General features: G+C 60.6%; 19 protein-coding genes. 8 read left to right on the top strand and 11 right to left on the bottom strand.

Annotated features, from left to right (window positions below; all coding sequences use genetic code 11):
- Positions 1–70: 70 nt before the first annotated feature.
- Entirely contained in the window at positions 71–550 is a 480-nt protein-coding gene (locus tag V9K91_RS08070; protein WP_336442962.1) for a DUF4126 family protein, read from the bottom strand.
- A gap of 154 nt (positions 551–704) precedes the next feature.
- Between V9K91_RS08070 and V9K91_RS08065 the strand changes: the two genes are divergently transcribed.
- Positions 705–1,868: a zinc-dependent alcohol dehydrogenase gene (locus V9K91_RS08065; RefSeq protein ID WP_336442961.1), complete on the top strand. Its 1,164-nt coding sequence runs from the start codon at positions 705–707 to the stop codon at positions 1,866–1,868.
- Between the two features lie 99 nt (positions 1,869–1,967).
- Here V9K91_RS08065 and V9K91_RS08060 read toward each other — a convergent pair whose 3' ends face one another.
- Positions 1,968–2,462 (bottom strand): hypothetical protein, encoded by a 495-nt coding sequence (locus V9K91_RS08060; protein ID WP_337308179.1) that lies wholly within the window; start codon positions 2,460–2,462, stop codon positions 1,968–1,970.
- A 327-nt stretch (positions 2,463–2,789) separates the two neighbouring features.
- On the opposite strand from V9K91_RS08060, the gene V9K91_RS08055 reads away from it, so the two are divergent.
- From V9K91_RS08055 to V9K91_RS08040, 4 genes are read left to right on the top strand one after another with little or no spacing between them, the layout of a single operon-like run.
- Positions 2,790–3,080, top strand: coding sequence for a hypothetical protein (locus V9K91_RS08055; RefSeq protein WP_336442959.1), 291 nt, complete (start codon positions 2,790–2,792; stop codon positions 3,078–3,080).
- Between the two features lie 58 nt (positions 3,081–3,138).
- A complete protein-coding gene (locus V9K91_RS08050) occupies positions 3,139–3,315 on the top strand; it encodes a DUF3606 domain-containing protein (RefSeq protein WP_336442958.1) in 177 nt (58 codons plus the stop codon).
- A 13-nt stretch (positions 3,316–3,328) separates the two neighbouring features.
- The gene (ligD, locus tag V9K91_RS08045; protein ID WP_336442957.1) at positions 3,329–5,872 is read left to right on the top strand and encodes a DNA ligase D; all 2,544 of its coding nucleotides are present in this window, start codon (positions 3,329–3,331) and stop codon (positions 5,870–5,872) included.
- 40 nt (positions 5,873–5,912) lie between these two features.
- Positions 5,913–6,722, top strand: coding sequence for an OBAP family protein (locus tag V9K91_RS08040; RefSeq protein ID WP_336442956.1), 810 nt, complete (start codon positions 5,913–5,915; stop codon positions 6,720–6,722).
- A gap of 34 nt (positions 6,723–6,756) precedes the next feature.
- Here V9K91_RS08040 and V9K91_RS08035 read toward each other — a convergent pair whose 3' ends face one another.
- The 3 genes from V9K91_RS08035 to V9K91_RS08025 all read right to left on the bottom strand — a co-directional run bounded on the left by V9K91_RS08035 (position 6,757) and on the right by V9K91_RS08025 (position 8,599).
- Positions 6,757–7,305: an isochorismatase family cysteine hydrolase gene (locus V9K91_RS08035; RefSeq protein WP_336442955.1), complete on the bottom strand. Its 549-nt coding sequence runs from the start codon at positions 7,303–7,305 to the stop codon at positions 6,757–6,759.
- Between the two features lie 15 nt (positions 7,306–7,320).
- Entirely contained in the window at positions 7,321–7,959 is a 639-nt protein-coding gene (locus V9K91_RS08030; protein WP_336442954.1) for a DUF6766 family protein, read from the bottom strand.
- A gap of 142 nt (positions 7,960–8,101) precedes the next feature.
- Positions 8,102–8,599, bottom strand: coding sequence for a DUF892 family protein (locus V9K91_RS08025; RefSeq protein WP_336442953.1), 498 nt, complete (start codon positions 8,597–8,599; stop codon positions 8,102–8,104).
- A 591-nt stretch (positions 8,600–9,190) separates the two neighbouring features.
- On the opposite strand from V9K91_RS08025, the gene V9K91_RS08020 reads away from it, so the two are divergent.
- Both V9K91_RS08020 and V9K91_RS08015 read left to right on the top strand, forming a co-directional pair.
- Positions 9,191–9,613 (top strand): BLUF domain-containing protein, encoded by a 423-nt coding sequence (locus V9K91_RS08020; protein ID WP_336442952.1) that lies wholly within the window; start codon positions 9,191–9,193, stop codon positions 9,611–9,613.
- A gap of 524 nt (positions 9,614–10,137) precedes the next feature.
- Complete coding sequence (locus V9K91_RS08015) at positions 10,138–10,593, top strand: BLUF domain-containing protein (protein WP_336442951.1); 456 nt, start codon at positions 10,138–10,140, stop codon at positions 10,591–10,593.
- Between the two features lie 494 nt (positions 10,594–11,087).
- Here V9K91_RS08015 and V9K91_RS08010 read toward each other — a convergent pair whose 3' ends face one another.
- Positions 11,088–11,975 carry a hypothetical protein gene (locus V9K91_RS08010; protein WP_336442950.1) on the bottom strand — a complete coding sequence of 296 codons (888 nt, stop codon included), beginning with the start codon at positions 11,973–11,975 and terminating at the stop codon, positions 11,088–11,090.
- A 1,726-nt stretch (positions 11,976–13,701) separates the two neighbouring features.
- Here V9K91_RS08010 and V9K91_RS08005 point away from each other — a divergent pair.
- Positions 13,702–14,304, top strand: coding sequence for a tyrosine-type recombinase/integrase (locus V9K91_RS08005; protein WP_336442949.1), 603 nt, complete (start codon positions 13,702–13,704; stop codon positions 14,302–14,304).
- Positions 14,305–14,926: 622 nt separating this feature from the next.
- Here V9K91_RS08005 and V9K91_RS08000 read toward each other — a convergent pair.
- From V9K91_RS08000 to V9K91_RS07980, 5 genes are all read right to left on the bottom strand, one after another.
- Positions 14,927–15,823, bottom strand: a complete 897-nt coding sequence (locus V9K91_RS08000; RefSeq protein ID WP_336442947.1) for a plasmid partitioning protein RepB C-terminal domain-containing protein — start codon at positions 15,821–15,823, stop codon at positions 14,927–14,929.
- Positions 15,820–16,737, bottom strand: coding sequence for a ParB/RepB/Spo0J family partition protein (locus V9K91_RS07995; protein WP_336442946.1), 918 nt, complete (start codon positions 16,735–16,737; stop codon positions 15,820–15,822). The genes V9K91_RS08000 and V9K91_RS07995 overlap by 4 nt, the downstream gene beginning before the upstream one ends.
- Positions 16,734–18,230: a recombinase family protein gene (locus tag V9K91_RS07990; RefSeq protein ID WP_336443191.1), complete on the bottom strand. Its 1,497-nt coding sequence runs from the start codon at positions 18,228–18,230 to the stop codon at positions 16,734–16,736. Before V9K91_RS07990 ends, V9K91_RS07995 begins: the two co-directional genes overlap by 4 nt.
- Before the next feature lie 278 nt (positions 18,231–18,508).
- The gene (locus tag V9K91_RS07985) at positions 18,509–18,892 is read right to left on the bottom strand and encodes a hypothetical protein (protein WP_336442944.1); all 384 of its coding nucleotides are present in this window, start codon (positions 18,890–18,892) and stop codon (positions 18,509–18,511) included.
- 140 nt (positions 18,893–19,032) lie between these two features.
- On the bottom strand, positions 19,033–19,560 hold a 528-nt coding region (locus V9K91_RS07980), incomplete at its 5' end, for a LysR substrate-binding domain-containing protein (protein WP_336442943.1).

Raw genomic sequence — 19,560 nt, 5'->3', positions numbered from 1 at the left:
GTGCGAATGTGCGGGTAAACACCGCGCCCCTGCGATGTGGATGGCTTGTGCAGGGCCCTGACAACGCGAATCAGCGACGTCCTCTCCGTTTGGCGCCCCTTGCGGACTGAGTGATCAGCGCGGCACTTCCGACGGCAATGGCATCTTCCACGGCTCCGGTGCTGGTTTGGCCGTAGCGGGCAATCGCGCGCATGCGCAGGTTGAACGTCACGTAGGCCATACCCACGGCAGCGCCGGCTCCCAGCAGCGCGCCCAGCTTTCGCTGCCGATGGGGAGCCAACGCCGCGCCGGCAATCAGCCCGGTAGCGACGCGCGCCACCATGCCCGCCGGGACGATGCGATCGGGGGCCGTTTTCATCTTGTCGCCGATGAGCTCACCGCCTGCCAATGCAAGCATGCCCGCCGACGCGAGTTTGTTGGACAAAAGGCGCGGCGCACCGTTATCGACAGGCAGATTGCCGCTGCGCGCAGCGTTCGTCACTGCGGCCAAGGGGGTCATCGCGCGCATGCCGGCTACTGCTCCCATCAATATTGAATGGATCAGGGCCATGTGGTTCTCCTGAGTCGAAAATGTGTATGGTGGGCCTCTGACGATGAGCGCGGCGTTCTGGTGGGCCCCACACTTTCACTACATGGCAGTCACTGACCGGGGACACAGTGACGGGTATCTCTAATGACACCGATCACGCCACGAGGAACCCACAATGCGCGCATTGACCTACCACGGCAGCAAGGACGTCCGGGTTGACACTGTCCCGGATCCGACCCTGGCTGCGCCGGATGATCTGATCCTGCGCGTTACCGCGACGGCCATTTGCGGCTCGGACCTTCACCTTTACCGCGGCAAGATTCCTGACCTTCATACCGGCGATGTGCTGGGCCATGAATTCATGGGGGTCGTGGAGGAGGTGGGCAGTGGGGTAACCGATCTGAGGCCGGGCGACCGGGTCGTGGTGCCGTTCGTCATCGCCTGCGGAGAGTGTTTCCACTGCAAGCTGGCTGAACACGCAGCGTGCGAGACAACCAACACCGGCAAGGGGGCGGCAGTGAACCAGAAGGGTATTCGCCCGCCGGCGGCACTTTTCGGCTACAGCCATCTATACGGTGGTGTTTCAGGCGGCCAGGCTGAATACGTGCGCGTTCCTAAGGCAAACGTGGGCCCGCTGCGCGTGCCGGATGCGCTGCCCGACGAACAGGTGCTGTTCTTGTCGGACATCCTGCCAACCGGCTACCAGGCCGCGCTCAATGCGGGCGTCAAACCGGGGTCTACTGTGGCCATCTTCGGCGCCGGCCCGGTCGGACTGATGGCTGCCGCGTGCTGTCGCTTGTTGGGCGCTGAGACCATCTTCATGGTCGATCATCTGGCCTACCGGCTGGCCTTCGCCGCGCAGACCTACGGCGTAACCCCGGTGGATTTCAGTCAGATCGAGGACCCTGCGCAATACATCATCACCCAGACCAATGGGCGCGGCGTGGACGCGTCCATCGAAGCAGTCGGCTTCGAAGCCGAAGGCAGCGCGCTCGAGTCGGCGTTGACCACGCTGAAGGTGGAAGGCAGCAGCGGGGTTGCGATCCGCCAGTGCATCGCCACCACCCGCCGCTGCGGCACGGTAAGCATTCCCGGCGTCTATTCCGGCTATCTGCACGGCTTCCTGCTTGGCGATGCGTTCGACAAGGGTCTGACCTTCAAAATGGGCCAGACCCACGTGCAGGGTTTGATGCCCGAACTGCTCGACTACATCGGGGAAGGCGCGCTCGACCCTGGAGTGATCATCACCCACCGTCTTCCGCTCGAAGAAGCCGCCCGCGGCTACGAACTGTTCGACCGTAAGGAGGAGGACTGCCGCAAGGTGATCCTTATCCCCTGACAAACGAGACGGGCTGGCGGCGGCCCACTCGGCTGCGAGCAATCTCTGAGCTCCACCCGGCGAGGTCTCCCTGACCGCCGGGCTGCGGGCCGGGTTCGCCTAGTCGCGATAGGCAAGGCAGCGTCGGAACTCAACGAGGGCGGGAAGCACCGTAAGAAGTAGCGCCGGCACGATGGCAAACAGCCACATGGCGATGGGAGCCGGTTCAAACACCAAGCCAGTTACCGCGTGCGTATCAGGAAGGGACCAGTAAAAGGCGCCGATAGCGATCCAAGGGGCCAAGTCCAGGACGCTATGAACGTGTTGCTCCAAGGGGCGAATGGCTCGGGTGGGATAGGCCACGCGTGTATCCCAATAGCCTGTGATGGCATGCAGGCACATCAGCGCCAGAAGGATCACGAAAAGCGGTTGAGACGCTCGAAAGGAGAGCCACAGGAGCGTTGCCGCCCCCAGGATCGCGATCTGCGCCAAGTGCAGCGTGGATTCTTTCAGTCCCGATGTGGATTCGATGCTGCTGGCTCGGTGAAGCAGAAAGTCCATGGCCCCTGCAGCCAGCCAAAGGAGATAGAGGACGTGCCAAGCCGTCACGTCCATGGCTGCGTTGATCCTTTGACGTCCCGGACTCGGTTGCAATCACTTTTCATCGTGACTCCCGTGTAGCGGATCCAAGGTTAGCCCGACGGAAGATAATAGGTGACCGTCGCTCACGGCGGTGTGTATTTTCTGGCGTGCGTACCGCCCATCCATCCATGAACAGCAACTCGCTGCAAGCGGCCCAGTCATTTGACGTTCCCTTGACGCCGCAGTGACGCGACGTGCCCTCCGCCAAGCGGATATTTGTCTTCAAATATCTACCAGGAAGATCTTATGAGTGCTTACCCACAGTTTCGGGCCGCAACGCCCCGCGTGACTCGGATGGAAATGGCGGATCTCTACGTGGGCGATGCCACCACCGCGGTTCAGCTGGACGCGGTCCCCTGCGAGACGTGGATCCAGAACCTTCGCGTACTGGTCAGCCGGTCCACTGAGCTTGACGGAGCCCGAGTGGAAGTGGAGGGCTCATGGGTCCACTTCATCGGCGTGCGGAAAGAAGTTGGCCCCGTTGCCGCACATCTTCTGGAGCTCATCGCGGCTGCAGGCGAGATGGCCTACGCACCCGCCGCCGTTCGGTCGCCCACCTTCAGCGGCACCCCAGCACGCGCGGCGCAGTGACCTGGCACCGGCAATTGCTGGTCGCGAAAACAATCTAGAACGCAAGGACGAGATCATCATGACCGACGACAAAAAAAACGCTGGTAACCCGGACCGCGATCGCATCAACGTCAACGAGGACTATGAGCTGCAATATTGGACCAAGGCACTGGGCGTCAACGCCGAAGAACTCCGGGCGGCGGTGAAAGCGGTGGGTCCTACCGCGGTCGCAGTGCGCAAGCACTTGGGCAAGTAGCGCGGGGCAGGGCATGTCCCTCAGCGAATACCGCCGCAAGCGGAGCTTCGATAAGACAAAGGAGCCGGAGCCTGGCAAAGCGCTGCCGCAAGGGCAACGGGCGATCTTTGTGGTCCAGCTGCACCACGCCAGCCGGCGCCATTACGACTTCCGTCTCCAGGTAGGAGACGCCCTCAAGAGCTGGGCCGTTCCCAAGGGGCCCAGTTACGACCCCAAGGTCAAGCGAATGGCCGTGGAGGTGGAAGACCATCCCATGGACTACGCTGGCTTCGAGGGGGACATTCCGAAAGGGCAATATGGCGGCGGGCACGTCGCGCAGTTTGACCACGGCGTGTGGGCGACGACGGGCGACCCGGAAGCCCAGCTCGCCAAGGGGCATCTTCGGTTCGAGTTGTTCGGCACCAAGTTGAAGGGCGGGTGGCATCTGGTGCGGTCGGGAAAGCCCGCCAAGCAGCCACAGTGGTTGCTTTTCAAAGACGACGATGCCTTCGCAAGCGACGTGGAAGCGGACGATTTACTCGGCGATGTCATCGCGCCGCCTGCAGAAGACCTGAAGCGGGCGGGCGCGGGGAAGGCCGGCAAGAAGAAACTGACGGCAGTTGCGCTGCCGAAGAACGGGCGGCGCAAGGACTGGGCGAAGAAAGCATCTACGCTCACCAAGGCCAAGAAAGCGGACGCACCCCGGGGCCCGTTCGAAGCCCAGCTGGCCAAGCTTGGCGACGCCCCACCGCAAGGCGACCAGTGGGTCCACGAAATCAAGTGGGACGGTTACCGCATCCTGGCTACGATCGCCGAGGGCGAGGTGCGGCTCTGGTCCCGCAATGCGCTGGAATGGACAACGAAGATCCCCGAGATTCGGGACGCCGTCGCCGCCTTGGGACTGACATCGGGGGCATTGGACGGGGAGCTCATCGCAGGCAGCGGCACCAAGCAGGACTTCAACCTCCTCCAAGCCACGCTTTCCGGAGAGCGCCAAGGGGCCTTGGCTTACGCCCTGTTTGATCTGCTCCACATCGATGGAATCGACATCGCCGACGCGCCGCTGTTGGAACGCAAGGAGCTCCTGCAGGAGCTCTTGGACGGGAGTCCGGGGCACCTGGCCTACAGCTCCCACATCGAGGGCGATGGGCAATCGGCCTACGAACTGGCCGGCGAACGCCACTTTGAAGGGATCATCTCAAAGCGTGCGGACCGCGCCTACCACGGCGGGCGAAGCGAGGATTGGAGGAAGACCAAGCAGCTCGCCAGCGATGAGTTTGTCGTGGTGGGCTACACAGCTCCAAAGGGCAGCCGCACCGGCTTTGGTTCGCTGCTCCTGGCCAAGCCTGATCAGAAGCACGACTGGCTCTACGTCGGCCGGGTGGGCTCGGGTTTCTCAGATGAACTCATCAGAGAACTGAGTCAGCTGATCGGCAAAGCCGGCGGAAAGACCCCCACGGCCCATGTGCCCACCATGGACACTGATCTGCGGTCGGCCACGTGGTTCAAGCCCAGGTTTGTGGTGGAGGTATTTTATCGCGGCATCGGCGGACAGCAGCTGCTTCGCCAACCCTCGCTCAAAGCGGTCAGGCGCGACAAGGACGTGGCTGACCTGGTCGACTCGGATAGGGCGCCAGCGGAAAAGGAGACGGTCGCTCCCAAGCTGAAACAGTCCCGGAAGGCGTCCAAGTCGGCAGGTGAAGCGCGCCCGCCGCCGAAGCTGTCCAGCCCTGGCAAGGTGATCTTTCCGGACATCAAAGCCACCAAGCAGGACGTGTGGGATTACTACACGGCCGTGATGGATCATCTGCTGCCGGAGATCATTGATCGCCCGCTATCGGTCATTCGGTGTCCCAGCGGGACGGGCAAGCCGTGCTTCTTCCAGAAGCACCACACGGCGGGCTTGGAGCTGGTGGATTCGGTTCGCCTCAAGGAAGACAGCGGGATCAACGCCCACTACCTGGTGGTCAGGGACGAAGCAAGCCTGCTCGAGCTGGTTCAGTTCAACGCGCTGGAGTTTCACCCCTGGGGCAGCCACGCTGAAGCACCCGACAGGGCGGACCGCGTCGTCTTTGACCTGGACCCAGGCCCCGACGTGCCGTTCTCGGAGGTCAAAAAGGCCGCCGTGGACATCCGCAAGCTGCTCGAACAGCTGGAATTGGCGTCATTCCTGCGGGTGTCTGGAGGGAAAGGGTTTCATGTGGTGGTGCCGTTGAATCCGGGGTGCGACTGGGACCTGACCAAGCGGTTTGCCAAGGGGTTCGCCGAGGCGTTGTCGCAGTCGGAGCCGACCCGCTTCCTGGCCACCTCGACCAAGAGCCTTCGCAACAAACGCATCTTTGTGGACTACCTGCGAAATGGTCGCGGGGCGACGGCGGTCGCGTCGTATTCCCTGCGCGGTCGGCCCGGCGCGCCGGTGGCCATGCCCATCGCCTGGAGCGAGCTCTCCAAGCTGACCCGTGCGGACGCTTTCACCCTGAAGGACGTGCCTGAAAAGCTGAAGCGGCGCCGCAAAGATCCGTGGGCGGACATCAACACGATCCAGCAAAACCTGGCCCGGTGGGCGCAAGACGATTGATCTTGGCCCTTCCTCGAAACCGAAGTGGGAGTAGAACGCGATGCGTCGATCCATCCTATCCGCCACAGCCGCGCTTGCCTTGACCGCCTGCGGAGGCGGCAACACCGAGTCCAGCGTGCAAACCCCGGGAGGCGATGAAACGGCCAAGACCAAGGCGCTGGAGGCCGGCGCGGCGCTGCTGCAGGATCGCCCGCCGATTGCCGCGATCAATGCCTACTTGGACGGTTTCCATTTCTATAACGGCCAGATGGACGCTCAGATGGAAGCGCATCACTATTGCTCCATCCTCAACGAGGATGTCATTCAGTGCACCATCTACGACGGCAATGTGAAGGACGCCAAGCTGATGGGCGTGGAATACATCATCAGCGCGAAGCTGTTCGCCGGCCTTCCTGAGCAGGAGAAGGCGCTCTGGCACAGCCACGTCCACGAAGTGGAATCGGGGCAACTGATCGCCCCAGGGATCCCGGAGGTGGCCGAGCATGAGCTCATGGAAAAGCTCATCCACACGTACGGAAAAACGTGGCACACCTGGCACACCGACCTGGATAAAAACCTGCCGCGCGGGATGCCGCAGCTGATGATGGGCTTTACCGCCGATGGCCAAGCCGACCCCGCGATGGTGGCAGCACGGGATGCACGGCTGGGGGTCAGCAGCGAGGACAAACGGAAACGCCGCGCCGATATCCCCGAGCCCGCTATAGACCCGGGAGCAGACGCTTGGCAACAGAGGAGGGTGGTCCAGCTTCAAGACCCGACGGGTGCGCACGCTCACGGCGCCGGCAGTAACGTCAAGGAGCGTTCCAACCCAGACCAGAACGCAACCTCCAACGGCTCGCCCGAAGAATAGCTGCAGGGTCGGCATGGGGCTTGAGAAACACCCTTCAGCGGCGCAGGTAACTCGCCAGCTTGAGGACACTAGCCGCCTTGGAGTCATCCAGCAGCCGTAATGCGGTCGTTCGTCTGGAGCCAATGCCAGCCACCGCTTCCTGCACCACGATCGTATGGTATTCCCTCGCATTGCTGTCGAAGCACGTAGCGGCGATGCATGACTCGGCGGTCATTCCTGTAATCACGAGCTCCCTCACGCCAAGCTTGGCCAGGAGCACGGAAAGCGGGGTGGCGAGGAAGGCCGAGTGTTTGGGTTTGAGCACGAAGTAGTCGCCAGGCTGCGGCTGCAGAACTTCAGCGATCGCTGACGACTCGCCTTCCGTCGCCAGACAGAGACTTACCAACTCTTTGAAGTCCATCTGCCAGTTGGCAAAGTTGTCATTTGCATAAATGACCGGGTTACCTCGCTCGCGGAAGCGCCGCGCGAGGACCGCGATCTGCCCGGCGGCTTTCAACGCGTTGGCCTTCACCTGACCAGCTTCGGGAAAGTCGAAGAGAGTGAACATGTCGATGATCAGAAGAGCAGGGATGGGCTGGCTCATGGACGCTCCGGATCTTCAATCGCCCGTCTGACTGTTCGGTGCAGCCAGCGGCTTCGACTGTGGCGAGTCCTTCTGGCGCAGGAAAATGGTCAGGATTACCAACGCAAGAACAGCCAAAAATTCGCTCTGCCAGTTCTGGAACGACTCGAACCAGAAGCTGCTGCTCCAGAGATGTTCCCAGCACGTCGGCGTGGGCTGCCCAAGGGCCATCTGCTCATCCACCTCCGCGCGCCAGCTGCCCGCCAAGTGCAACGAGAAGCTCAACAGGAACAGCGCGCCGAAGGTGATCGCCAGGGAGTGGCCGTATAAGGTCTTCCAAAGCCCGCCTTTGCGAACGGCCCAAGGGGTAGGGCCAGCCTCAATGCGCTCCTCTTCTTGGGCGTCGTCCAATGGTCGGGATTCAGCAGAGCCCTTTTGGCGCAGGCTGACAGTCAGCAGGACATACATGCCCATCTGAAGGAACTCGCTTTCCCAGTTCTCAAACGTGGCGCTGACGAAGTGCCCGCTCTGCAGGTATTCCCACAGGTCCAGCGGCGCTCGGTGTGCGTCAGCCAGTTCCTGATTGTGTGCCAGGAAGCCGGTCCACACTTGCCCTCCCAAGAAGCAGAGAAGCAAAAGGAGCAGCACGATCGATAAACCGTTACGTTTCCACATTCCCATACGGCCCAGAGTTAAGCTAGCTATCCGACGTTAGTCCCGCCGGTGGCGAAATCCGGTGAAGGAGCGGCACCCAGTGCCGCTCCCCGGATTACCGGCTGGGTCAGGACGCTTTCTGGTCGCGTTCCATGGTCCTACCTCACGCCGCTTTGGCTGCCTTGGCATTTCCACCGGACTTAGCCAGGAGCGTCAACTTCTCATCGGTTGCCTTCTCTTCTTCCAGGGTCTCAAGAAGAAGCGGGAGCGCGTCCTTGTATCCGAGCTGCTTGGCGAGCGCCGCGATGGTGCCATACGAGGCGATCTCGTAGTGCTCCACCTTCTGGGCCCCGCCGATCAGCGCGGCATCGCGCACCGGGCCCTTCTCAACCGAATCAATGACTTCTTTGCCTTCCTCAACCAGCCCTTCCATCGCGGCGCACTTGATGCGCTTGAGGCGGATGCCCGGCACTTCAACGACCTGATCGATGCGCTCGATCTGTCCCTGTGTCTCTTCCAGGTGGGTCTCAAAAGCGGCCGCCAGATCCGGGTCTTCTGAGGCTCGGGCCAGGCGGGGCAGGGCTTTTGTCAGCTGCTTTTCAGCGCTGTAGATGTCGGACAGCTCGTGAACGAACAGCTCTTCAAGCGTTTTGATGGCCATCTAGTGATCCTCTGGTGGGGTGAGCTAATACCTTGCCGCCAGCCTCGACCAAGACGCGTGAAAGTAGACCCTTCGGCGTTGAGAATTTCTTAACCAAGCCATCTGGGCCACTGAGCGGTAGGCGGTGTGCGAGCAGGTAATCAAATCACCTATGCGCTCTCCAAATAACTCAGGCTCAGCCAGGGCCTCTTGCCGGGATGCAGCGTTGCGGCGCAGCGCCGTCCGCATTCAATTCGTGTAACAGCGGAAACGAAGGCGGTCTCCCCCGAAGCGACTGCCCGAGCTAAACTGGCTTTCAGGCAGCTCCTCCCCGAGCCCATGCAGCTTTGCCAACTGTCACCAAGGGAGTGCCCGCAATGGATATGCAGGTTGCAAGTAGTGTCCGCCCGCTCAGCAGCGAGACCCGGCGGCTCGCTGGCCAGCAGCATGACCATGGCGTCAGACCATCGGTTCTGGCCAAGCGCTTAAACCGTTCAGCTAGTTCAGGTCGCGAGCGACGAAATGGGCGCTCGCTCACGTCGGGTGCTCTACTTTTTCCGCTACGATTCTCTCCCCGGGATAGGAAAACCAGAGCAGCGGAGAACGGTCGGAATGACCCTGCAAGCAATCGCATACGCCAGTGAGGCGGCTATAGATCTGAGCAACGACCAGTTGAACCGACTGGTTGAGAAAGCCGCCGCGCATAACCGTTTGGCGGGCGTGACCGGGATACTGCTTTTTGATGGGTCACGCTTTCTGCAGTACATCGAAGGCCCGGATGATGGACTGTCGATGGTTTATTCGCGGATCGTCAATTCTCGTGAACACTGCAATGTCGTTGAGCTTGCCCGTGGACGGGTCTCCGAGCGACGTATGCCCTACTGGTCGATGCGGTGGATTCCTATCGTCGATACCCAATTCCAAGAGGCGGCATTCAGCGATTGGACGAGCCTCGGTGGTCGAACCGCGGGCTCTCGTCCTGTGCCGAGCGGGGTAGAGCGTCTAGCCGAAATTGCAGCTCCCTATATCGCTTAAATCTATTCCGACCGCGGATTGCTTTCCGAGCTGAGGCGGGTCGAGAACAGGTCAAAGCGTGCATTGCTAATAGCCTGTCTCGCGCCACAACCGGAGCAGGTAAGCACCGTCCCACCCGCTATGGGCGCTAAGTCGGGTGGAGCAGTCGCGTGAAACGTATGGCTGCACTTCGTGCATGTCGCTCTTACCTTGGAGATGGACGTGAACTGCCCGGGGGAGCCTGACGTGGGCCCCGAGACCTCATGGAGATAGAACACGCCAGTATTCGGCATTGCGGTCCCTACCTTCGAACGAACACGCAGCTTATGATAATTGCTAGTTAAGGGGCGGTAGATGCCACGCCCTCGGCGTGTAGAGCTCGAAGCAACTGCGATCAGGCTTGACCGATGGTCTGCGCGGGCTGGAGTTCCGTCTCAGCGTGGGGGCGCTCGGGCCAGCCTCCGCCGAAGAGTGGATCCTAGCCGTCGGTCGTCCGCTGATGGGATGGTAGGGTCGCGCATCCTGGTCGATCTGGGGGAGGCAGCATGGGAAAGCTACACACGCTCGTTTACACGAGCCAAGTTGGCCTTGGGGCGACCCTTCTTCAGGTTGAGGAAGTGGCGCGTAGCGCCGCCACTCATAACGCAACCACGGGTGTCACAGGCGTATTGCTTACCGACGGAAGCCGGTTCCTTCAGTACATCGAAGGTCTCGAGGGAGCTATGGTGAATGCTTGGTCGCGAATCAGCAGTGCAAGCTGCCATAACAACATCGCCGAGCTGGCGCGCAGCGTAGGCGGGCCGAGACGGTTTCCTTACTGGCCGATGCGTTGGCTGCCTGTTGAGCCCGAAGACCTCCGCATTGCGATGCTAAGTGACTGGCGAGGCTTGCCACGCCGCGAAGAGGTCACGATGTTCCAAGTGCCCACCGGCATCGAACGCGTCAACAGGTTGATCGATCCGTACGAAGGGGTGGACCTGCCAGATTGGTGGGATGCCTGAAGCAGCTACCTGGTGACGGCCAAGTTCTTCGCGCCGTTTTCACGCCTGTCGGCTGACATTTCCATGCAATAACGGGGGAGGCACCACCCACTGGGTGGACTCCAGCTGGACGCGGAGCGGATCCGCAGGGTGAGGTCGTAATAGAATCGGCCAGATGTCCTGCGGATCCGCGAGGCGGACGTTCTAATCCCCTTATTCGGGTCCGGCGTAGGGTGGCCAGAGGGATATCCCCAACAAAGCCGCGCCGGCACACCGCATAGATCCCACTAAGCTAGCGCCCACCCTAGGGCACCTCCTGCTGCCTGATTCCCGCACCCTTTAAGAGCAGTGCGCCGCGTCCCTGAAAGAGTCTGTCCGGCGGAAGGTGCGGGACCGGACGAAATGGTGGGAAAGAGCGGCTCCTAAAGTTGCCTTAACTCCCCCACACCGCCGGGAAGTCACCCATGCCGCAGGGCGGTGGATGTTCCGGTGCTCAGTGACGCTGACATGGCCAGTTAGTTCGGAGTGTCGGTGCCTTGGGTGGCCAGCTGCGCGCAAGCTTGCGGGTTCTCGGCCGTGCTACATGCCAGCTGCAATGCTTCAAGCGCGGCTGGCAGCCGCCCGGCGGTATGGAGGGCTGACGCCACGGCAGTGCAAAAGGTGACGCTGGGCTGCTGGCGGCACAGCTTGGCCACTTCGTCCAACTCCGCACCAGGCAAGGTTGGTTCGCTGGGCATGTCTTTGGTCAACGCAAATGCCTTGCCCACGGCCCTTGCGCGCTGGGCATCCTCCGCGTGGCGGCAGGCCTCGCCATCGAAGGCGGCGCTGTCTTCCACGCACACCGCTGGGGGGCTGGAGGGGATGCTGTCGTCGGCCATGACCTTGGCGATTACCCACGCGCTGCGAGCTTCGCTGCGATAGTCCTCGATCAACCGGTTGCAGGCGGCGGAAACGCCTTCGGTGCACCATCGCCTCCAGCTGTCTGCGCCGGCCCACCTCATCTGGCCAAAGCACGCAGTGATATCGGCGCGACAACTGCCGGGCGCGAAGGTCGACGCAGCTTGGCAGGCGACGTCAGCTTCGAGCACGTAATGCTCGGTGTCGTCGCTGAGGTTCCGGTTATCGGTACTGACCGCTAGCGTGGTCATCCTGCCGCTGGCCAGATTGGCCGCCAGCAGTTGATCGCCGTTGCGCTGTAAGTGATACGGCTCTGCGGCCTCGCCGGGCAGTTGGTGTTCACCTTGTACCGCGCTGTCAACCCGAAGTACGGCGCCACTGGCCGGATCCTTGAAGGTGCCACAACGCGGCGATTGCGCGGCAGCGGGCAGGGCCAGCACGGCCAGCAGTGGGAACAGGACAACGTGCCAGCGGCAAAGGCGGCCGGGGGAAACGGCAAGAAGCACAGTATCAACCTTGATCAGAGAAAAAATAACGCGAGGCGGACCTTCGCCGGAACCAGAACTGCACGTCGTTGCGCAGTAAGCACAGGACCAGCCTGGGACTTGCGTCACCCCGCTGCGTACGTTTCGGCCGGCAGCAGGATAGGGTCTTCGCTCTGGGGTGCCAAGGGGGGAACGATCTGTAAGATTGGCCCGCAGGGGCTGGGTATCCGCAAACCCTTCCTGATTCGCTGATCTCTGCAGCATATTCAAAGCAGAGCTTGGCCAACTCCAATTCGAATCCAGTGGAACTACGGCTATCGAACTAGGGCATCCGCGCTAAGGTCTTTCCTGCCAACGCCGTGCCCCAACCAGCAACCAAGCCTCTGAATCGATCAGGATGTCGTTGACAAGCGCCATCCTACATGCGTGTCCGCTTTTGGCCGAAAGCGGTCCTCCATCCGGAAAAATGAGCCGGTTGGCCTTGGCCGGCCAATGGTTCCACGGAGCGGTGCCGGAAGAATGCCAGCACCTATGTCATTGATTCACAACATTTCGGCGCGGGCCTCATAAGAGGCTGATCTAAGTATTTCTACTCATCTAGGGCTGACGCGCTAGCAGCCGACATTGAGCTCAAGTATATCTGATCGACATAGGCGCATGCCCCGCCCTGGTCTGGGCAGCATGGAGCTGGCGGAAGCAACTACTGGCTGAGCAAGGAACCACAATGTTCGATGGTCGGAGAGACTGGCGTAATGTTGCTCACAGGCATCTCCCCGTGCAGGTGCAGAATTACGCCCGATCTCGAAACGGGGTGCAGTGCAGAATCGACGTCTGGATGCCCCTAGGCGGCCGGGCCTTCGTATATTCCGTCTCAAGCTCGGACGGCTTCTTTCGCGTCCTTCCACCCATTGCCGACTCAGAGACTATGGACCTGGCCATCGCAGAGGGCATGGCCTACCTCGCGGCGCTGATGGACGAGCAGCCGGAGCAACCGGGGGAGGATACCCTCCAGGATGCAGCTCGCCGTAGTCCGTAGAGGAGAGTCATGCGCCGTAGCTCACGCCCCGGCGGTTGAATGATCGGGCTGCACAGTCCCAGGCCGCTCAAAGGAGTAACCAACCAGCCAGACGCCTGCGTCATCCCACAGGGCCGGTAAGGCTTGGGCTTCATACCGCATCGAACCAAATTCAGCCGGAAAAATACGAAGGCGGGCCTCGATAGACCAATGGTTTCACGGTTGCACTCCGGAAAAATGCCAGAGCGTATCTCATTGATGCATAAGCATTCGCTGCGGGCCTCATAATCCTTTGGTTCCAGGTTCGAATCCTGGTGGGCCCACCAGCCAGATCAGGCGCATCGGATGTGTGGGCGAAAGCATAAGTTGGCCGTTTCGGCCAACTTGTACTAAAGCCTAAAGCACAAGTTGGCCGGTTTGCTGCCTCAGGAAGCTTGCCGCCCTAGGCGATTCAATCACTTATGGGCCGTAAATGGTAATTTTGCCGGCTGCGGCCAACTTATGCTGGAGTGCCTCAGCGTCGGCTAGGGGGACAACTACGCCCGAAGGACTCCAAGTGATGGTGGTGCCTATTGGTCAGCTTATCGACAGGCCCAAGTGTGCTGCACCCGATGACGCTTGATCGCATACGCGCACCACCCATCGGCTTGGTATCCGCTTTCGGCCTAAGGCCGAGTCCAGCGGAGGTCACGTAAGGCAGGCAGGCTAGAGGCTTCGACCCGGGAGCCTCATATGCCATCTCAACTCACGCCGTGGAACAAAGGAAAGCTGGTCGGCCAAGAGGCGCCGCTCAGACTCAGTGACATTTGGTCCATTCGGGTGCGCCTACAGCTTGCCGGGCGAGCTCGAGATCTGGCGGTGTTCAATCTAGCGATTGATTCAAAGCTACGGGGGTGCGATCTAGTCAGCCTTCGGCTAAAAAATGTATCTCACGGCTCTACAATCGCCAGGAGGACGATCGTACTGCAGCGGAAAACAGGTAGGCCAGTTCAATTTGAGCTAACGGAGATGACAAGGTCCGCCATTGCTGACTGGTCCCGTCAAGCCCAGCTAGCATCGGCATCTTACTTATTCCCTGGGCGGGCTGCGGGCCATCTCTCCACCCGCCAGTACGCGCGAATCGTTGAGTCATGGGTCACAGATATCGGACTCGACCGACATAGCTACGGAACTCACAGCATGCGTCGGACGAAGGCATCACTAATCTATCGCCGGACTAAGAACCTTCGCGCAGTTCAGATCCTGCTCGGCCACACCAAGCTTGAGAGCACAGTTAGGTACTTGGGCATAGAGGTCGAGGACGCGTTGGAGATGGCAGAGCAGACTGAAGCCTAACGGACACAACTACTGGACCGGCGGCCTCAAGGACATACGTCCGGAGGCCGCTTTCGACCCAAAGCGGACAACCGGGGAAGGTATGGCCGGCACCAAAGTCAACTTGGCTGACTTTCCACTATCCGCAGACAGCCTCGTTCGCCTCCTGCGCGAGGGCAGAGACGGAGAGGAAGCGAGATTCACCGATCAGGCAATCGCAGATTGGTGTTACGGCCTGTTCTCTGCCATCGACTGTAAGCGTCACGTCGCGTATGGAAGGTACTCGACTGAGGCTGCGAGGGAAGTCGCGTACTCCGTCGCGCTGCAGTTCGAAGCTGACCTTCTCAATGTCACGGGAAGGGTGTTCGATGCAGCGATCTATCGATCGTGGCTAGCAGAGCTGGGACTCCAGTAACGCAGAAGCTCGTTTGACGCGCGCCGCAGTTTTGCTTGAAGCGTCATCGGATGACTGCTTCTGGCCGGAAGTAGACATCGATAACGGGCATCGCGGTCGACCCGGTTGAGCAGCTTACTCTGCACCTTGGAGTAACGGTGTGACCCGCTTGCAAGCCTCGAGACGGTTTCCTTCAAGAGCGCGTGCCCGGTGGTCCGGAGCGACCCAACACGACTCAAAAATGAGCTTCTATCCTGGCAGTTGTTTGATTTCAGAGAGCTTTTGTAACTGCTGAAGGTGGTCGGGACGTCGCTTGGCCAGCCACCGAACAACTGCCGGGTTGTTAAGCAAGGAACTTCCGACGTGGGTTTTGATGATTTCCAGTTGCAGGCTCGCCGGGCCAAAACCTTCCTGTAGTGTCTCGGTATCCGCCTGCAATGCGGCCAGCTCTTGCTCCAGGCGCTTCAGTGCCTCGCTCGGTGTGGCATCTGTTTTCCGTTGCGCGGCTTCCGGAATCAGCTGGTCTGGGGAGCTGTTTCGCAAGAGGGCCACTGCCAGTCGAGTCGAGTAGGTGTTGAGATTCACCATGGTTTGCGCCACATCGATCTGCCGCATCGGCTTCATCTGTCGAAGTACGTTGAACATCCCCGACGTTGCCGGCTTCTCCGCCAACAGGACAATGGCTTCAGGGCAGATGCCGTCGAGGAGCCTGAACTTGGCCCGGATGGTGTTGACTGACAGGTCCAACGCCTCGGCAAGCTGGGCAACCGACACACCGCCCTCGGCGGCCTTCAGGATCATCTTGTGCGCCTGGATCACCGACAGGCTATTGACCCGCTTGTTGTAGGTGTAGCCCTCGTCGTCCGTGGAGATGAGGCACAGTGCCTTCGTTACCCCTAGATCTCTAAGCGCCTCAAGCCGCATATGGCCATCCAGGACAAGAAAGCGGCCGGGCTGGTCACGGTCCATGGTGACGATGATTGGCTCAACAATGCCGATGGTCTCGATGGACTTTACGATTTGACGATACTTCACGGAGGCCTTGGCACCGCCAGGTAGCGCAATGGCCGCCCTGAGCAAGGAAAGATCCACGTCGACGCAGTTCTTTTCGAACGCTAATCGCAACCCTGTCCCCTTGGCGCTCATCGGCGGGCTCCCTTTGCAGGGACGAGGTCCGCGAGAGGGCGGGGCACCGTCGTTAACTTCTGCGCCTGAAGAAGCGCGACGAACTCCTCGTCGGCATACAGCTCCTTAAACACTTGCCTGGCAACGAGCAGCGATTGCTGCACATACTCGGACTTCATCTGGATGCGTTGGTGGGCTTCCACGTCTCGCTTGTAGAGCTTGGCAAGCTCCTCGCGACCCATGGGCTTACGCGGAGCACCCTTCACAAAGTCATTCTTGGCCTGCTTACCGCTCCGGTTCCGATGCTCTAAGATCTGGCGAATGCGGAAAATTTGCTTCCCTCGGAGGTCGCCTTTTTCATAGGCGTCTTGAAGAAGCTGCTGTGTCTCAACATCGGTCGCTCGAGCGATGCCTACAGCCAAGTGAAGCGGTATGTGCCCGGCTTCGGCAGCAGCGAGCAGGCGCTTCTCTCCCTTCTGCAGGAGCGTGGTCACATTGTTGACCCAGGATGGCGAGCACCCCAACTTCTCAGCGACTTGGGAATCTGAGTAGCCGCGCTCCCGGAGGAGGCGCACATGCTCTAAGGTTTCAGCGGCGCGTGGGGTCCTTCGGGCCACATTTTCCACGATGCTCATGACGTGCGCGGTGCTTTCATCCACATCGATGACGAAGGCCGCGATTTGCCGATGCCCAAGAAGTCGGCAAGCTTCCATGCGCCCCTGACCGCAAACCAGCGCATAGGGTTGGCCATTTGGGCCGTCTGGCCTGCGGCGGACGGTGATCGGCCGCTTAAGGCCAATCTGCTCGATGCTCCGAACGATAGCCTTGTGGGCACGATCGTTGCGGGCGCGCGGATTCGCGATGGCAATATCGTCGATTGCCAACATCACAACTTCCGATGAAGTCGAGTGATTGAACGGCGGGGACTTCTTCATGCGCTCTCCTTCAGCGGCGCTCGGCCAGCCAGGTGATAAAAGTTGTGGAGATCGTCCGTGCGGTACAGGTCCAGCCACAACCCGTTTTTGTCCAGCTTCGGCTGCTCGGTTTGACTAAAATCCAGGGAAGGGAAAACGTAGTAGTCGTAAGGGACGCGGTTATCAGCACACAGTCGGGTGACGAGGGTCACGTCTGGCTGGAGGCCGTTCTCGAACCTCATCCTCCAGCGCATTGAGCCTGCTGGGGTTGGCTTGCATGGAGCGACTACGAGTGATGCGGTGAACTCGCCGTTGACCAACAGCAGCCCTGTATTGCCATGGGGCTGCACGTGCCCGCCAGCCGCTTCGATCTGCCGGCTCATGTTCTCAACTATAGTTGGGTGCATCTTCCGCAGAGCACGATTGATCTCTAAGTAGGCGTAGTCTCGGGCGGGCGTATAGCCAACCAGTCTATAGGCGCGCAAAAGGCTGCCGAAACGGGAGCGGAATGCCGAGCTAGACGGGAGGGCTTCCTCTTCGTCGATCATTAACCCAGATAGTGCGCCGTGCTTGGCCAGCAGCTGCCGAAGCATCCCTAAGAGCTGGTCGTCTTCGTAGTGCGAGGAGCGCTGGGCGATGATCTCCCGGACCTGGAAAAACTCGTCGATCGGAACGAGGGCTGGGAAGGCGTCAGCTTTCCGCACCCATTCCTCTGGTGGGTTCTTCACATGTTGGGCTTTTAGCTTGAAAGAAGTCCGGTTGTAGACGTTGTTGCCGATGTATTTTTCGTTAGTCAGGATCTGGTGAACCACGCCACGGGACCAAGGCCTTCCGGTCTCCGTGGCAACGTTCTCCCGGTTGAGCATGGCCGCAATGACACGCTCCGGATTGCCTCTGAGGAACAGGTCGTATATGCGGCGGACGACAGAGAGCTCGTCGAGGGGCCCCGGCACAAGTATGACCCGGTCGGTTTGGATGCTCTTATGCTGACCCCGGGCCAAAAGTCCTTTTGGCTGGCGCTGTTCGTCCAGCAGTTGGCGCCTTAGGCCGTAGCCGGCTGTCCCGCCCTGGCGATACCCGTGTTGGACTATCGTGCAGGCACCGCGGAACACTTTCACCGAAAGCTCTCGGCTGTATTCGGCCGCCATGCCCCGCTTGAGGCCGATCATGATGGCAGAGGGCAGGGAGCCGTCGTTCTGGAAGGGCTCGGCGCAGTAGACGATCGCTACGCCCCGCTTTTTGCATGCATGGACATAGCTCGCTGCTTCATCCGGATCAGGAAACCTCCCCCAGCGGCTAACGTCGTAGACCAAGACGAGTTCAAAATCGCGGCCTGGTCCTTGGACATCGTCCAGTAGTCGCTGCAGGCCGGGCCTGCCCTTCAGGGTCAAGCCGCTCTTGCCGGCGTCTTCGTAGGTCCGAACGATCTCAATGCCGTGCGCCTTCGCGTATTCGGCGATGGCCGAAGCTTGGTTCTCAGTCGAGTAGCGTTGATGCTCGGTCGACATGCGCACGTACTGCGCCGCGCGAAGGCCGCTGGCACCGTTCTGCGCTGTGCTTCCTTCCGTGTTCTCTTCCAATGGCACAGAAACGTCTCAGTCAGGCCGATAGATCCACCTGACGCTAGGCCGATTCCTTGACCGATACGTGACGGTCGGACTTTGGGTCTGAAGCAGATCATCTTCGTGAGCCTAAAACTGAATTCGGGCCGAGAACTGGCAACTCGCGCTGAAGAGGGCGCCTACGACATTGCGCGATGAGCCTTCGAGGAATCTGCAATCGGCGAAAGCCTTCAATCCTCGGTCAGAACGTTGCGAGCGTAGCTTAGCCAGCCGTCCGCCTGGGGTGCCATCTTCTCGTCCGACAGCTTGCCAATCGGACCGTCCGCAGCCCGTAGCGCGCTCACCGAGCGAACGAGAGCGATGTTTTGCTCAATGTGCTCCAGCAGCTCGGCCGGGCGAGGATGTGACTTAAGCGACGCCATCAGAACCGCGTCCATCACTTGGACTTGTGCGAAAAGGCTCAAGAACGTCGGGTCCTCGATAAGTTCCATGATGCCCTCCTTGCGGGCCAATGTATCCCACCCAGCGTAGCGCACGAAGGCGGAAGCCTTCGGTCCCAGGTCAACTTCCCGCGCGGCGACCGAACTGTTCTCCGCGCGCGCCTCTAGGTTCATTTCTGTGTCCGCTTATGGCCGAAAGCGGACCTTGGAGGGCGTGGGATTAGGGATGCATCGTGGGTAGGGCGGGTGTCCATTTCCAGCCGAAGTAAGACACATGCGGGGAACTAAGGTCGCACCCCGCATCGTCCTGCACATCAAACATCCAGCTTCAGCCAAGCTACCAGTGCCGTGAATGCGGGCGAGGGCTGCCGGCGGTTCGGGTAGTAAAGATGGTAGCCGGGGAAGGGCACGCACCACCTGTCCAGCACAGCCACCAGCCTGCCCTGCGCAATGTGCTCGGCTACCATCGGTTCCGGGGCGTAGGCCAAGCCCAGTCCGTCCAGTGCGGCATTGATGACGTGGGTCATGCTGTTGAAGACCAACGGTCCGTCGCCGCGTACGGTGAACTCCTTGCCCTTCTCTTCGAACTCCCAGGCATAAATGGCGCCGTTTGGGCGATGCCGGATGTGCACGCAGCGGTGTCGGGTGATGTCGGCGGGCTTCCTGGGCTTGGGATGCTTCTGGAAGTAGCCGGGAGATCCAACCACCACCAAGCGCCAATCCGGTCCGACCCTGACAGCGATCATGTCCTTGCTCAGCGCTTCTCCGAGCCGGATGCCGGCGTCGAAGCGCTGCTCCACCACGTTGGTAAAGCCGTAATCCACGTAGAACTCAAGCGTGAT

This window comes from Stenotrophomonas sp. CCNWLW57 (assembly GCF_037203925.1).
In the GTDB taxonomy this organism is placed as follows: domain Bacteria; phylum Pseudomonadota; class Gammaproteobacteria; order Xanthomonadales; family Xanthomonadaceae; genus Stenotrophomonas; species Stenotrophomonas rhizophila_A.
This window is presented reverse-complemented; position numbering and strand designations above follow the sequence as displayed.